General features: G+C 67.0%; 15 protein-coding genes and 1 riboswitch. Of the genes, 8 read left to right on the forward strand and 7 right to left on the reverse strand.

Features of this window, described 5'->3' with window-relative positions; translation table 11 throughout:
• Nucleotides 1-13: 13 nt before the first annotated feature.
• Nucleotides 14-1,213: a molybdopterin-synthase adenylyltransferase MoeB gene (gene moeB / locus Q9R31_RS01520; protein ID WP_311261002.1), complete on the reverse strand. Its 1,200-nt coding sequence runs from the start codon at nucleotides 1,211-1,213 to the stop codon at nucleotides 14-16.
• Nucleotides 1,214-1,297: 84 nt separating this feature from the next.
• Here moeB and Q9R31_RS01525 point away from each other — a divergent pair, with 84 nt between their 5' ends.
• Genes Q9R31_RS01525 through Q9R31_RS01535 form a run of 3 tightly spaced genes read left to right on the forward strand, consistent with a single transcriptional unit; the run spans nucleotide 1,298 to nucleotide 2,560 of the window.
• On the forward strand, nucleotides 1,298-1,963 hold the full coding sequence (locus Q9R31_RS01525) for a TetR/AcrR family transcriptional regulator (protein WP_311261003.1): 666 nt from the start codon (nucleotides 1,298-1,300) through the stop codon (nucleotides 1,961-1,963).
• A gap of 48 nt (nucleotides 1,964-2,011) precedes the next feature.
• Nucleotides 2,012-2,236, forward strand: a complete 225-nt coding sequence (locus tag Q9R31_RS01530) for a DUF3107 domain-containing protein (RefSeq protein ID WP_311261004.1) — start codon at nucleotides 2,012-2,014, stop codon at nucleotides 2,234-2,236.
• Between the two features lie 21 nt (nucleotides 2,237-2,257).
• Nucleotides 2,258-2,560, forward strand: coding sequence for a hypothetical protein (locus tag Q9R31_RS01535; protein WP_311261005.1), 303 nt, complete (start codon nucleotides 2,258-2,260; stop codon nucleotides 2,558-2,560).
• A 97-nt stretch (nucleotides 2,561-2,657) separates the two neighbouring features.
• Here Q9R31_RS01535 and Q9R31_RS01540 read toward each other — a convergent pair whose 3' ends face one another.
• The 3 genes from Q9R31_RS01540 to thiO form a co-directional block, all read right to left on the reverse strand.
• Entirely contained in the window at nucleotides 2,658-3,473 is an 816-nt protein-coding gene (locus tag Q9R31_RS01540; RefSeq protein ID WP_311261006.1) for a thiazole synthase, read from the reverse strand.
• 4 nt (nucleotides 3,474-3,477) lie between these two features.
• Nucleotides 3,478-3,714 carry a sulfur carrier protein ThiS gene (gene thiS / locus Q9R31_RS01545; RefSeq protein ID WP_311261007.1) on the reverse strand — a complete coding sequence of 79 codons (237 nt, stop codon included), beginning with the start codon at nucleotides 3,712-3,714 and terminating at the stop codon, nucleotides 3,478-3,480.
• Complete coding sequence (gene thiO, locus Q9R31_RS01550) at nucleotides 3,711-5,012, reverse strand: glycine oxidase ThiO (protein WP_311261008.1); 1,302 nt, start codon at nucleotides 5,010-5,012, stop codon at nucleotides 3,711-3,713. The genes thiS and thiO overlap by 4 nt, the downstream gene beginning before the upstream one ends.
• A riboswitch (TPP riboswitch) is annotated at nucleotides 5,005-5,123 on the reverse strand. (Overlaps the previous gene by 8 nt.)
• Before the next feature lie 27 nt (nucleotides 5,124-5,150).
• Here thiO and thiE point away from each other — a divergent pair.
• The 4 genes from thiE to Q9R31_RS01570 all read left to right on the forward strand — a co-directional run bounded on the left by thiE (nucleotide 5,151) and on the right by Q9R31_RS01570 (nucleotide 10,306).
• Nucleotides 5,151-5,885 (forward strand): thiamine phosphate synthase, encoded by a 735-nt coding sequence (gene thiE / locus Q9R31_RS01555; RefSeq protein WP_311261009.1) that lies wholly within the window; start codon nucleotides 5,151-5,153, stop codon nucleotides 5,883-5,885.
• A 36-nt stretch (nucleotides 5,886-5,921) separates the two neighbouring features.
• Nucleotides 5,922-7,421, forward strand: coding sequence for an RNB domain-containing ribonuclease (locus Q9R31_RS01560; protein ID WP_311261010.1), 1,500 nt, complete (start codon nucleotides 5,922-5,924; stop codon nucleotides 7,419-7,421).
• Nucleotides 7,422-7,712: 291 nt separating this feature from the next.
• Nucleotides 7,713-9,425, forward strand: a complete 1,713-nt coding sequence (locus Q9R31_RS01565) for a DEAD/DEAH box helicase (RefSeq protein ID WP_311261011.1) — start codon at nucleotides 7,713-7,715, stop codon at nucleotides 9,423-9,425.
• An 8-nt stretch (nucleotides 9,426-9,433) separates the two neighbouring features.
• Nucleotides 9,434-10,306, forward strand: a complete 873-nt coding sequence (locus Q9R31_RS01570) for a site-specific DNA-methyltransferase (RefSeq protein WP_311261012.1) — start codon at nucleotides 9,434-9,436, stop codon at nucleotides 10,304-10,306.
• Here Q9R31_RS01570 and Q9R31_RS01575 read toward each other — a convergent pair.
• Both Q9R31_RS01575 and Q9R31_RS01580 read right to left on the reverse strand, forming a co-directional pair.
• Entirely contained in the window at nucleotides 10,303-11,151 is an 849-nt protein-coding gene (locus Q9R31_RS01575) for a PHP domain-containing protein (protein WP_311261013.1), read from the reverse strand. The genes Q9R31_RS01570 and Q9R31_RS01575 overlap by 4 nt on opposite strands.
• A 28-nt stretch (nucleotides 11,152-11,179) precedes the next feature.
• Nucleotides 11,180-11,605: an ester cyclase gene (locus tag Q9R31_RS01580; RefSeq protein WP_311261014.1), complete on the reverse strand. Its 426-nt coding sequence runs from the start codon at nucleotides 11,603-11,605 to the stop codon at nucleotides 11,180-11,182.
• A 164-nt stretch (nucleotides 11,606-11,769) separates the two neighbouring features.
• On the opposite strand from Q9R31_RS01580, the gene Q9R31_RS01585 reads away from it, so the two are divergent.
• Nucleotides 11,770-13,344, forward strand: coding sequence for an aminopeptidase P family protein (locus Q9R31_RS01585; RefSeq protein ID WP_311261015.1), 1,575 nt, complete (start codon nucleotides 11,770-11,772; stop codon nucleotides 13,342-13,344).
• 121 nt (nucleotides 13,345-13,465) lie between these two features.
• Here Q9R31_RS01585 and Q9R31_RS01590 read toward each other — a convergent pair whose 3' ends face one another.
• Nucleotides 13,466-14,506 carry a general stress protein gene (locus tag Q9R31_RS01590; protein ID WP_311261016.1) on the reverse strand — a complete coding sequence of 347 codons (1,041 nt, stop codon included), beginning with the start codon at nucleotides 14,504-14,506 and terminating at the stop codon, nucleotides 13,466-13,468.
• Nucleotides 14,507-14,525: the final 19 nt, after the last annotated feature.

Raw genomic sequence — 14,525 nt, forward strand, 5'->3', positions numbered from 1 at the left:
GCGGGCGTTCGGGTCAGTAGACGGGTTTCCCGGGTTCCACGTCCCGCACCCAGGCCAGGATCCCGCCGTCGAGGTGGCTGACCCGCTGGTAGCCGGCCTGCCGCGCCGCCGCCAGCACGTTGGCGGACCGGGTACCTGCCTTGCAGTGGAACACGATGTCCCGGTCCTGCGGCAGTTCGTCCCACGCCTCCCCGGCGAGGATCCGGCCCTGCGGGATCAGTTTGGCCCCGTCGATCCGGACGATGTCGTATTCACCGGCCTCCCGGACGTCCACCAGCTCGAAATCCTTGAGCCCGGCTTTCCGCGACGCCAGCATGGTGGCCAGCTGGGTGGCGGTGACGGTATGTTCCGTGTCCGCCTGCGACGGGGGCGCGATGCCGCAGAAGGCCTCGTAATCGGTGAGTTCGGTGATGGGCTCCACCGCGGGATCCTTCGACACGCGGATCTCGCGCCAGCTGCCGCCCAGGGCGTCAAACAGGGCCACGCGGCCCAGCAGGGAACGTCCGACGCCGGTGATCAGCTTCACTGCCTCAGTCACCATGAGCGATCCCACGGCAGCGCAGAGCATGCCGAACACGCCGCCCTCGCCGCAGGAGGGCACGGAGCCTGCCGGCGGCGCCTCCGGGTACAGGTCCCGGTACGTGGGGCCGTGCTTCTCCCAGAACACGCTGACCTGGCCGTCGAACCGGAAGATGGAACCCCACACGTAAGGCTTGCCCAGGATGGCTGCGGCGTCGTTTACCAGGTACCTGGTGGCGAAGTTGTCGGCACCGTCAAGGATGAGGTCATAGCTGCTGAACAGGTCCAGGGCGTTGGAGGAGTCCAGGCGCACGTTGTGAAGCCGGACATCAACCAGCGGATTCAGCTCGGCGATGGCGTCGCGTGCCGACTCGATTTTGGGCCGGCCCACGTCACTGACGCCGTGGATCACCTGGCGCTGCAGGTTGCTTAGGTCCACCACGTCGTCGTCGACGATTCCAATAGTGCCGACGCCCGCCGCGGCGAGGTACAGCAACGCCGGCGCGCCCAGGCCACCGGCGCCGATCACCAGCACCTTGGCGTTCTTGAGCCGCCGCTGGCCCAAGGCACCGATCTCGGGAATGATCAGGTGCCGGGAGTACCGTTCCACCTCCGCAGGCGTGAGGCCGGCAGCCGGTTCCACGAGCGGATCCAGCGAAAGGGTTGAAACATTTGCGGGGAAAGACGAAGCCATACTTCAATGTATGCCCCGGGATACCAGCGGGTCATATTACCCCGCAGTAAAGTGAAGGTAACTGCAATGGAAAGAAGGACAACTGTGGTCCCTGAAGCACGGGCCGACCGCCCGCCCGCCGCCGAACCGCAAACTCCCTCCCGCCCCGCCGGCCATCGGTCCGCCCGGCTGCCCCGGGACGAGCGGCGCGCACAGCTCCTGGCGGCCGCCCAGGAGGTGTTCGTGGCCAACGGCTACCACGGTGCGGCCATGGATGAAATTGCAGAGACCGCACACGTGAGCAAACCGGTCCTGTACCAGCACTTTCCCTCCAAACGGGACCTGTACCTTGCCCTGCTGGAAAGCCACCTCGCCTCCCTGACGGAGCTGATGCTGGGCGCCCTGAACTCCACCACGGACAACGATGAACGCGTCCAGGCCGTCATGCGCGCCTACTTCCAGTTCATCGCCAACGACGACCAGGCCCACCGCCTGGTGTTCGAGTCCGACCTGATCAACGACCCCGACGTCAGCTCCAGGCTGGAAACCTTCAACCGGACCTTCGCCGACGCCATCGCCAGGGTCATCGCCGAGGACACCAAGCTCCCCCACCTCGAAGCCGAACTCCTGGGCCGGGGATTGGCCGGGATGGCGCAGGTCAGCGCCCGGTACTGGCTGGAAACGGACGGCAACCTGGACCTCAACGTGGCCAGCGACCTCATCTACCGTTTAGCTTGGCGCGGAATCTCTCGCTTCCCCAAAGAGTCCTAGACTACAAATAAGACATCATCAACGAACTTCACAGGCTGGGAGGCCCCTTTGGAAATTAAGATCGGCGTGCAAAACGTTGGCCGCGAGATCGTGCTGGAATCGAACGAGGACGCGGAGTCTGTGGCCAAGGTTGTTGGTGAAGCCATCAATGGAGGCAGCGAACTGCGCCTGAAGGATGACAAAGGACGCCTGATCATCGTTCCGGGCAACGCCCTGGCCTATGTGGAGATCGGCGCCGAAGAGGTTCGGCGCGTAGGGTTCGGCCAGTTCTAGTCCCCGGTTCCAAGGAGATCCATGCTTTCGCTGACCATCGTGGTGCTGGCCACCGTCGCCGCCGGCTTCGTTGTCTGGGCCAATGACAGGCGGCATGCCAGGTACGGCGCTGCGCTGCCGGCCGGCGTTGCTGTGGGTGTTGCGGCGCTGGTGTGGATCATCCTGATGGCAGCGGGTTTCGGCTACCTGCCCGGGCTGACCTGGCTTCCCTGGGTCCTGCCCGTCGTTCTTGGCATTGCTGCCGCCGTCGCCGCTGTCGTCTACGTGGGCCGCACGCGTGCCCGCCACGATGCCGAGCGGCTGACGGCGATCCTGCGGCGCTGAGCTTCAGCTGGCCGGCTCCTACGGACAGAACTTAAACGGCCGTGGCCACCACCCCCGGGTGGTGGCCACAGCCGTTTAAACAGAAATGGCGGGTGTCCTAAAGGAACTCTGCGCGGCCTTCCATTGCCGACGACGCGAGGGCGTGCTCCCGGCGCGGGATGCGCCCTGCCGCCCTGGCCATCCTTCCGGCCATTACCGCGTGCTTGAAGGCCTCACCCATGAGCGTTGGGTTCTGCGCCCGGGTCACCGCCGTGGCCAGCAGCACGGCGTCGCAGCCCAGCTCCATGGCAAGCGCGGCGTCCGAGGCCGTACCGATTCCGGCATCCAGGACCACAGGCACGGAGGCCCGGGAAACGATGAGCTCAATGTTGTGCGGGTTCAGGATCCCCAGTCCGGTGCCGATCGGGGCACCCAGCGGCATGACGGCGGTGGCGCCAAGGTTCTCCAGCCGCAGCGCCAGCACGGGATCGTCATTGGTGTAGGCGAAGACCTTAAAGCCGCGGTTGACCAGCTGCTCCGTGGCCTCGACGAGTTCCACGGCGTCCGGCAGGAGGGTTTGTTCATCCGCGATGACCTCCAGCTTCACCCAGTCGGTCTCCAGCGCCTCCCTGGCCAGTTCCGCGGTCAGGACCGCGTCCCTGGCGGTGAAGCAGCCGGCGGTGTTGGGCAGGACCCGGATCCCATGGTCAACCAGCAGCTGGAACAGCGAGCCGGTTTCCGCCGTGGAGTAGCGCCGCATGGCCACGGTGGTCAACGCGGTGCCGGAGGCCAGGAGCGCGGCGCCCAGGCCATCGAGGCTGGGTGCTCCCCCGGTACCCATAATGAGCCTGGATCCGAGGGCGACGCCGTCGATCACCAGGGCGTCGCCGGCCCCGGCATGTCCTGCGGGATTGATGGTGCTGGTTTCGGTCATGGCGTCAGCCTCCCTGTACTGCTGTGACAAGTTCGATGTCGTCGCCCTCGGCGAGCGCGGTGGCGAACCATTGGCTGCGCGGCACCACCTGGGCGTTATGCGCGACGGCGACACCCAGCTTCCCGCCGTCCGTCGCCTGCCCGTTGTCAGCCAGCGGGCGTCCGGTGACCTGGCTGACCAGCGTGGTGATGGAAGCGCCATCGGCCACGGTGTGCTGGTTTCCGTTAAGGATGATGTTCACGCTGTCTCCTTGATGTAAGGGCTTGTTGCTGCCGTTGCCGGCCTGGAGAACCGGTCCGGGCTGAAGGGTGCCCAGCGGGGGTCGGCTTGTCCGTCCAACAGCTCCCTGCAGATGGCCGCCGCCGCGGGAGTGAGCAGGACGCCGTGCCGGAAGAACCCGGTGGCAATGATGAGTCCCGGGACATGCCCGGCCTGTCCGCTGCCGGATCCAAGTGCCACGGGCACCCGGCCCAGGAGAGGAGCGTTGTCGGGAGTTCCCGGGCGGGCACGGGCCGTGGATTCCAGGAGTTCAAGTTCAGCGACGGCGGGCACCAGCGACTGGGCGTCCCGCAGCAGCTGGTACACGCCGCCGGCGCTGACGGCATCGGAGAGGGCGTCCTCCCGTTGGGTGGCTCCGATCACCACGGTCCCGTCCTGCCGGGGGACGATGTACACCGGAATGCCGTGGACCAGGCCGCGGACCGTTGACGTCACCAGCGGCTGAAGGTGGCGGGGAACGGCAAGGCGGAGGATGTCCCCGTGCACTGGCCTCAGGGGCAGCTCAAGTCCGTCCGGCAGGCCGTCAAGCGCCCCGGCCTGCAGCCCGTTGGCCACCACGGATTCCGTTGCCAGCACCGTGGCACCGTTGGCCAGGCGGGCACCGGCAACACTCCGGCCCTCCCACAACAGCCCGGCTGCCCGCTCCGGAATGGCGTAGCCGTCCACTGCCCCGGCAACGGCCAGCTCCGGTTCTTCCCGTGCCGCGGCCGCGAGGGCCAGCCTGAGCGTTGACACCAGGCGCCGGGGGTCCACCTGGTGGTCGGCCGGGGTATCCAGGGCGCAGGCAATGGCCGGGCTGAGCAGCGGCTCGCGCTTCCGGGCCTCCCGCACGGTCAGCGGTTCCACCGCCAGCCCGTTGGCCTGCTGGACGGTGCGCAGATCCATCAGTGCCCGGCGGTCGGCCGCGTCGGCACCCACGGCCAGTGTCGGCGTCGTAAGGTATCCGGAATCCGCGCCGGTTGCACTCCCCAGGGCGGCGGCGAACCCCGGCCAGCGCGATGAGGCGTCCAGCATCAGCTCGAGGAGGTCTTCCTCCTGGTAGTGCAGTTCGCTGACGGGGGCCAGCATGCCGGCGGCTGCCCAGCTGGCGCCGGTACCTGGTGCGTCGTCGATGAGGACCACTGAGCGTCCGGAACGCTGCGCCTCCCAGGCAATTCCGTGCCCCACCACTCCCCCGCCGATGACGGCGACGTCGGCCCGGAGGGTCGAGGGGATGGCGGCGCCGGCGGACCCGGGGTGATGAGTGAAGGGGGTACTCATATGGTTCCTTCCCTACGCCGGCATTAACCGGATCAGGTCAAGCGGTCGGCTCTGACGCCCTCTCAGCCCGGCGCTTTGTGACAGCTGCCGCGGGCTCCCGCAGTACCAGCCCAGTTTAGAGGAACTAGGCTTGCAGGCATGAATGTGTCCACCCCATCCTTTCCCGCAGGCCACCGTGCCCCAGCCACCGAAGTCGTCAATTCACGGGACAGCGACGCCCTCAGGGCGGCCCGGCTGTACCTCTGCACTGATGCGCGCCGGGACCGCGGCGACTTTGCGGAATTTGTTGATGCCGCGTTCGCCGGCGGTGTGGACATCATCCAGCTGCGCGACAAGGCCATCGAGGCTGCGGAGGAACTTGACCTCCTGGCCGTGTTAAAGGAGACGGCGGTGCGGCACGGCAAACTGTGGGCGGTCAATGACCGTGCGGACATCGCCGTTCTCTCCGGGGCTCCGGTGTTCCACATCGGCCAGAAGGACCTTCCGCTGGCCGCAGCGCGGACGCTGGTCAACGGAAATGCCGCCATCGGACTGTCCAGCCACAGCCCGGAGCAGGTGGACACGGCCCTGGCAGCAGCTGCCGGCCCGGCCGGGCTGGACTATTTCTGCGTGGGTCCGGTCTGGGCGACGCCCACCAAGCCCGGCAGGGCCGCCGTCGGACCCGGCCTGGTGAAGTACGCCGCCGAAGCCTCACGGAAGGCCGCGGATCCGGTGCCCTGGTTCGCCATTGGCGGCATCGGCCATGGAAATGTCCAGGAGGTTGCGGAAGCCGGTGCGCGCAGGATCGTGGTGGTCCGCGCCATCACCGAGGCCCCCGATCCTGCCGCCGCCGCTGCTTCCCTCCTCGACGCGCTGGATGCCGCCGGCTCCTGATGCCAGATCCGTGGACTTGGAGCTAGGCTGATTTTTGTGTCACATCATCGGCTGGCCCCCAACGTCCATGACCACAGGAACGCCCTCGAAGAGGCGTTGGGCCTGCTGCGGACGGAACTCGAACTGCCGGGACCGTATCCGCCTGAGGCCGTGGCCGATGCCCGGGCCGCCGTGGCAGCGCTGAAACTGCCGTCCTACGACCTGACCGCCGTGGAGTTCGTGACCATCGATCCGGCGTCGTCCACGGATCTGGACCAGGCCGTGTTCATCGAACCGGACGGGAACGGTTACCGGGTGCTGTACGCGATCGCCGATGTTCCGGCTTTTGTGGCGCCGGGAGGTCCGCTGGATGCTGAAACCCGGCGACGCGGCCAGACCTTCTACGCTCCGGACGGCCGGATTCCACTGCATCCGGAAGTGATCAGCGAAGGGGCAGGAAGCCTGTTGCCCGGGCAGGAATGTTCGGCCTTCGTGTGGGATTTCATGCTCGACGGCGACGCGTCCGTTTTGTCGGTAGGCGTCAGGCGGGCGCGGGTCCGCAGCCGCGACAAGCTCAGCTACAAGGGCGCCCAGGCAGACCTCGACGCCGGGACTGCCTCGCCGGTGCTGCAGCTGCTCCGTGAGGTGGGCCTGAAGCGGGTGGCCCTGGAACGGGCACGCGGAGGGGCAAGCCTTAACATGCCCGAGCAGGAAATTGTCCAGCTGCCCGACGGCGGCTACCGCATTGATGCTGTCCCGCAGCTTCCCGTGGAGGACTGGAACGCGCAGATATCGCTGATGACCGGCATGGCCGCCGCCCAGCTCATGCTGGAGGGCAAGGTGGGAATCCTGCGCACCATGCCCGCCCCGGACGAACGGTCCCTGCGGCATTTCCGCCTGCAGACCGAGGTGCTGGGCAGGCCCTGGGACGGCGAAGTCAGCTATGGCGAGTACCTCCGTTCACTGGATCCCACCGATCCCCGGCAGCTGGCCATCATGCATTCCGCCGGCATGCTGTTCCGGGGCGCGTCCTACACCGCCTTTGACGGCACCGTCCCCGAGGATGGGGTGCAGTCCGCCATCGGCGCCGCCTATGCGCACACCACGGCGCCGCTGCGCCGCCTGGTGGACCGCTTCGTGCTGGTCATCTGCGAGGCCCTGAGCAACGGCGGCGACGTTCCGGACTGGGCGCGGGAAGCCCTCCCGCTGCTGCCGGGCATCATGGCCGGATCAGACCAGCTGGCGTCCCGGATGGAACGCCTGGCCCTGGACACCGTGGAGGCCGCGCTGCTGTTGAACCACATCGGGCAGGAGTTCGACGCGATCGTGATTTCCGGTTCCAGGCCACAAAACGGCAACGGCAACGGCGGCGGGACCGGGAAAAGCGGCAACGGGAAGAACGGCAACGGCGGCGGAAGTTCGGGCATCATCCAGATCGCCGAGCCCGCGGTCACCGCCCGCTGCGCCGGGGAGCTGGAGTCGGGAACCAAGGTCCGGGTCCGCCTGGTTTCGTCGGACATCACCACCCGCGAGATCCATTTCGAACTCGTCGAATAAGGTGCCGGCAGGCGTGGCAAACGGGCCGAAACAGTGTTATTGCGCCCGGGCGGCTAGACTAAAAGGGTAGAAATGGATGCCCGGTCGTTGATTTCCTTGATTTGAAACCAACAAGCCCGCCCCTACGCGATCTTGAGATTTACCCGCTGGTCACCAGTGCCAGCATTAGATAGCCCGCGATCGGCTTCCACTGGAATCGCTTGCGCGCCTGAGCGTGCTCCGGAACGGCCAGCCCTGGCCGGCCCGTTGAGCAGGCAGCGCCATTGCCCAAATGAATAAGGAAACTCCCCCGTGAGTGAATTGCATACCCACCAGCTTCTGAGCGATGAGTCCGGCACGGAAACCATCGAGCCGGAAGAAACCATCATCTCGGATGAGAAGCCGCACGAGATCGCGGAAAAATCCTTCGCGGACTACAACGTGCGCGAGGACATCGTCGAATCCCTGGCTGACGCTGGGATCACCCACCCCTTCCCCATCCAGGCCATGACCCTGCCGGTGGCCCTGAGCGGGCACGACATCATCGGCCAGGCCAAGACCGGCACCGGCAAAACCCTCGGCTTCGGCATCCCCGCGCTTCAACGTGTGGTGGGCCAGGACGATCCCGGCTATGCCAAGCTGGCCGTGCCGGGAGCCCCGCAGGCCCTGGTCATCGTTCCCACCCGCGAACTGGCCGTGCAGGTGGCCGGGGACCTGGTGACGGCATCACGGAAGCGCAATGCGAGGATCGCCACCATTTACGGCGGCCGCGCCTACGAGCCCCAGGTGGAGGCCCTGAAGCAGGGCGTCGAGGTTGTGGTGGGTACCCCCGGCCGGCTGATCGACCTCTACAAGCAGAAGCACCTGAGCCTGAAGAACGTCAAGATCGTGGTGCTGGACGAGGCCGACGAGATGCTGGACCTGGGCTTCCTGCCGGATGTGGAGACCCTCATCGCGGGCACTCCCGCCGTCCGCCAGACGCTGCTGTTCTCGGCCACCATGCCCGGGCCGGTCATCGCCATGGCCCGCCGCTACATGACCCAGCCCACCCACATCCGCGCCGCGGATCCGGAGGACGAGGGCCTGACCAAGCGCGATATCCGCCAGCTGATCTACCGTGCGCACAGCATGGACAAGACCGAAGTGGTGGCCCGCATCCTGCAGGCCCGAGGCCGCGGGCGGACCATCATCTTCACCAAGACCAAGCGCACCGCCGCCAAGGTGGCCGAGGAACTGGTGGACCGCGGCTTCGCGGCCGCCGCCATCCACGGCGACCTGGGCCAGGGCGCCCGTGAACAGGCCCTGCGGGCATTCCGCAACAACAAGGTGGACGTCCTGGTGGCCACGGACGTCGCGGCACGCGGCATCGACGTCGAGGACGTCACCCACGTGATCAACTACCAGTGCGTGGAAGACGAGAAGATCTACCTGCACCGCGTGGGCCGTACCGGCAGGGCAGGCAACAAAGGCACGGCGGTCACGTTCGTGGACTGGGACGACATGCCGCGCTGGGGCCTGATCAACAAGGCCCTGGGGCTGAGCGTGCCCGAGCCCATCGAGACATACTCCTCCTCGCCGCACCTCTACTCGGACCTCGACATCCCCGAGGGCACCAAGGGCCGGCTGCCGCGCGACAAGCGGACCTTGGCCGGCGTTGACGCTGAGGTGCTTGAGGACCTGGGCGAAACCGGCAAGAAGAACAGCCGCAGTGGCGGACGCGACGGCGGCCGGTCCCGGGACAGGGATAGGGACAGGGACGGCCGCGGACGGGAAAGCCGGAGCGGCAGCCGCGAAGGCGGCCGAAACGAAGGCGGCCGCAGCAGTGACTCCGCGGGCCGCTCAGGCGAGCGCCGCCGTCGTACGTCCGACTCTGCCGCCGCTCCCGCAGCTGAGGCTGCTGCGCCCGCAACCGAGGGCGAGCAGCCCTCGCGCGCCCGCCGGACCCGGACCCGCACCCGCCGCCGCAACGGCGAAGTGGTGGCCGGCGCCGACACGGGCACGCAGCCTGGCAACACCGAGGGCTAACTGCCCCGATGACTGACACTGTTTGGGCGCCGGACGGCGGCAGCCTGGTGGTGCACGCGGACAACGCGGAGTACCTCCCCACGCTGCCGGACGGCGCCTTCACACTGATTTACGTGGACCCGCCCTTCAACACGGGCAGGCCGCAGCAACGCCAGGAAACCCGGATGGTGGTCAACGCCGAGGGCAGCGGGGACAGGGTGGGCTTCAAAGGGCGCTCCTACGACACCATCAAGGGTGCCCTGCACCGTTACGATGACGCGTTCAGCGACTACTGGTCCTTCCTGGAGCCCAGGCTCGTGGAGGCGTGGCGGCTGCTGGCCGATGACGGAACCCTGTACCTGCACCTGGACTACCGCGAGGTGCACTACGCCAAGGTGATGCTGGACGCCATCTTTGGCCGGGAATGCTTCCTGAACGAGATCATCTGGGCCTATGACTACGGTGCCCGGGCAAAAAACCGCTGGCCCACCAAGCACGACAACATCCTGGTGTACGTGAAGAACCCGGCGAAATACCACTTCGACAGCGCCGAGGTGGACCGCGAGCCGTACATGGCCCCGGGACTGGTCACCCCTGCCAAGCGTGAACTGGGAAAGCTGCCCACCGACGTCTGGTGGCACACGATCGTCTCGCCCACCGGCAAGGAGAAGACCGGCTATCCCACGCAGAAGCCGGAGGGCCTGGTCCGCCGGGTGGTTGCGGCGTCGAGCCGGCCCGGCGACTGGTGCCTGGACTTCTTCGCCGGTTCAGGCACGCTGGGGGCGGTTGCCGCCAAGCTTGGCCGGAAGTTCGTGTGCGTGGACCAGAACCAGCCCGCCATCGACATCATGGCCAAGCGGCTGGGTGCGCACGCCACCCTGGCCTCGTTCCAACCCCGTTAGGGGCGGACGACGGCGGCTCCGGTGCCGAGTGCCTCGATCCGCGCGAGCATGTCGTGCGTGGTGAGGTTTTCGCCGAGCAGGTTGGGCTTGCCGGTGCCGTGGTAGTCGGAGGAACCGGTGACCAGCAGGTCATGTTTGGCCGCCAGCCTGCGCAGGAAGTCGCGGCCCTCTTCCGGGTTGTCCCGGTGGTTGATCTCCAGGCCCGCCAGCCCGGCGTCGATCATGTCACGGTATGTCCGCTCCCCTACGATCCTTCCCCGTGCCGACGCCACTGGATGGGCGAACACGGGCACGCCGCCGGCGGCACGGACAAGTTCGACGGCGGTGGCCGGGTCCGGAGCGTAATGCGGGATGAAGTACCTGGACCGGGACGTGAGGATGGAGGCGAAGGCCTCCGAACGGTCCTCCACCACGCCTGCGGCGACGAGGGCGTCAGCGATGTGCGGCCGCCCAAGGGTGGCGCCGGGTGCCACGTGGTGGATCACGTCGTCCCATGTCAGCGGGTAGTCCTCTGCAAGGATGGTGACCATCCGTTCGGCCCTGGTGAGGCGGGAATCCTTGGCCTTGGTGATTTCCTCCAGGAGGCCGGGATGGGTGGGATCATGCAGGTAGCTCAGCAGGTGGACGCTGATGCCTTCCTCCGTCCGGCATGAGACTTCCATGCCCGGCACCAGTGCCACCCCGCAGGTTGGCGCTGCCGCCGCTGCCTCCGCCCAGCCTGCCGTTGAATCGTGGTCGGTCAGGGCAACCACATCGAGGCCGGCGCGCGCAGCGGACGCCATGACATCGGCGGGTGTTTCGGTGCCGTCGGAAACGTTGGAGTGGGCATGCAGGTCAATCCTCACCTGCCCAGCCTAGTTCAAGGTGCCGCAGTCACTCCCCAAGAGGGTGGATCACGCCGAGCTGCTGCATCAACCCGAGATCGTCCCTGTTCGACCAGTGCTCAGCGATGCGCCCGTGCTCGACGCGGTGGACGGCTACGGCGGATTCCCGCAAGGCCGCCCCGGTCGGCGTGAGGGGACCGGGGAGTTCGCCGGCATGGGTTCCGGATGCCATTAACCGGGTAACCACCCTGTCCCCTTCGGCGATCTGGTCCTCGATCTCATGCCGGCCAGGAGTTGCCTTCCAGAAGATTCGGAAGGCCTCCTTCAGGCCCTCGCGTCCACCGGGCAGGCCCGGAAATGGCGGGTTGTGGTCAAGATAGTCCTCCGCGACCAGCTCATCCATGGCATCGATGTTCCCGGCGTCGATTTCTTCATAGAAACGCCGGACCAGTGCCTTGTTATCGTCGGTTTCCATCGCCGTCTTTCCGCTTGTACACGGTCTTCATTTCCATTCCGGCGTGTCCCGTGGGAGCACATAGTAACGCCAAACCTGGCGCTGCGGGAGACCGCGGGGCGGATTGGCCTGGCGATCCCGCCGGTTATTGGCCCAAGCCTTCGTGCTGGTGAGACGATGGTGCCGTGAACGATGCCGAAAACACCCAAAACTCTGCTTCCCAGCCGCTGGAGGAGCGCGTCAACAACCGCTCACAGCGGCCCAGTTCCAACGCCTTCAAGGCCTTCATGGCCAGCAATTGGGCGCCATCCAGCCAGGAACTTCCGCCGCGGGACGCCGTCGCCGGCTACGCCGCAGCGCGTCGCAAGGCGATCTCCGCCCTGTTCAACGGCGAACGCCTGGTCATCCCGGCGGGGCCGCTGAAAGTCCGCTCCAACGACTGCGACTACCGCTTCCGCCCGCATTCCGGCTTCGCCCACCTGACCGGGCTGGGCCTGGACCACGAGCCGGACGCCGTCCTGATCCTGGAACCGGTTGAAGAAGGAACGGGCGACGACGGCGGGAACCACCGGGCGACGCTCTACTTCCGGCCATTGGCCGGCAGGGACACGGAACAGTTTTACGCCGACTCACGCTCCGGCGAGTTCTGGATCGGGGCCCGCCCCACCCTGGAAGAATTCGAGGCCCGCCTGGGACTGGCCACCGCGCACATCGACCAGCTGGAAACGGCCATCACCAAGGACGTGGGCGCCCCGGAAATCGGCGGCATTTCCATCCGCCTGGTCCGCAAGGTGGACGACAACATCGACGCCCTGGTGGACACCGCCCGCTACAACACTGCCAGGGACCCCGAAAACCTGGACCTTGCCGTCCTGGACGCCCTGGACGAAAAACTCAGTGAGGCCCTCTCCGAACTGCGCTTGCTCAAGGATGAGTGGGAAATCGAGCAGATGAAGATTGCTGTGGCGGCCACCGTTGAAGGTTTTGAAGAAGTGGTCAAGGCCCTGCCCCGGGCGCTCACGCATGCACGCGGCGAGCGGGTGGTTGAAGGAGCGTTCTTTGCCCGTGCCCGGGAGGTGGGCAATGAGCTGGGGTACGACACGATCGCAGCGTCCGGGAACAACGCCACCGTGCTGCACTGGACCCGCAACACCGGGCGCATTCACGCCGGCGAGCTCCTGCTCCTGGACGCCGGCGTCGAGGCCGACTCGCTCTACACCGCAGACATCACCAGGACGCTTCCGGCCAGCGGCGCCTTCAGCGACATCCAGCGCAAGGTCTACCAGGCTGTCCTCGATGCTGCCGACGCCGGCTTCGCCGCCGCCCGGCCGGGAACCAAGTTCCGTGACATCCACACCGCCGCCACCACGGTCCTTGCCGAGCGCCTGGCCGAATGGGGCCTCCTGCCCGTCAGCGTGGAAGAAGCAATCAGCCCCGAGGGCCAGCAGCACCGCCGCTGGATGCCGCACGGCACCAGCCATCACCTGGGACTGGACGTGCACGACTGCGCACAGGCCAAACGCGAACTGTACCTGGACGGCATCCTCACCGAAGGCATGGTCTTCACCATCGAACCGGGCCTCTACTTCAAGAAGGAAGACCTGGCGATCCCCGGGGAATACCGTGGCATCGGCGTCAGGATCGAGGACGACATCCTCATGACGGCTGACGGCCCCGTCAACCTCAGTGCCGCCCTGCCGCGCAACCCGGAGGACGTCGAGGACTGGATGGCGGGCATCTACCGGACCGAAGAAGCCTGACCCGAAGAAGCCTGACACGGGCAGGAACAGCAAAGAGCGGGACAGCCGGATTCATTCCGGCGGTCCCGCTCTTTGGTTCCGACGCTACCAGCCTGCGCCGGCCTGGACTGATCCGGCCGTCCTACTGCCGGTGTTCACCCTGGTGTTGGTCCCCGTCCGGACCATACTGACCATCGGCATGGTGCTCGGCGCCGTGTTCTGCGTTCTGTCCCGGCTGTCCGGTCCCGACGTGCTGACCGGAGCCGGCGGCGGGACCCTGCGGCAGGCGGACGCCGTACTGCGGGCGGCCATCCGGCAGGTCGGGGTAGCGGACCGCCCGGACCGGGCCGGCGGGCTGCTGGTGCTGGCCGCCGTCGTACTGCTGGACACCATTCTGCTGGCCGCTGTGCTGCTGGCCACCGTTTTGCGGGGCACTGTGCTGCTGGCCGCCGTCGTCCCGGTAGCCATACCCGTCCTGGCCTGATCCGTCCTGGCCTGATCCGTCCTGCGCGGATCCCTCGGGGACCGACGGGCCCGCGGACCGCTGGCCGTAGGGATCGTTCCAGCCGGCCGGGCGGGCCGGGCCCTGCGGCTGCCCGGGCTGCTGCTGGTGCTGGTACGGCTGGTTGTAGTAGTCGTGCTGCGTATACGCGCCGTGGCCTGATGCCGCATCCGACCGGGTCATGGGCAGCTGCTGCAGCAGGCGCCGCGCCTCGTGGGCGGCCTCCGGCGCAACAATGACGTCGTAGCTGGTGGCCACTACCTGGCTGGTGGACGTGAAGTCCCGCTTGCCGCGCTGCATGGCGTAGGTGACGATGCCGAACAGCATGAAGAAGGCTGCGCCCATGAGTACCGACGTCATGATCGAGAAGTACCCGGGTGACGGTGCGAAGAAGGACAGCATGACGCCCACGAACAGGCCGAACCACATGCCGCTCAGGGCCCCCGAAAGGGCCACCCTGGGGTAGCTCAGGCGCCCCGTAACCCGCTCCACCATTTTCAGTTCATTGCCCACGATGGACACCATCTGGACCGGAAACTGCTGGTCCGCCAGGTAGTCGACCGCCTTCTGGGCATCGAGGTAGGAGGTGTAGGAGCCTACGGTGTCACCGGTGGGCACGGCACGGGCGTCATCCGTCCCGCTGGGGCCACCGGCCCTGGGAGCACCAAAAATGTTAGACATAACCCCATTCTTGCCCATC

The organism is Pseudarthrobacter sp. BRE9 (assembly GCF_031844305.1).
GTDB lineage: Bacteria > Actinomycetota > Actinomycetes > Actinomycetales > Micrococcaceae > Arthrobacter.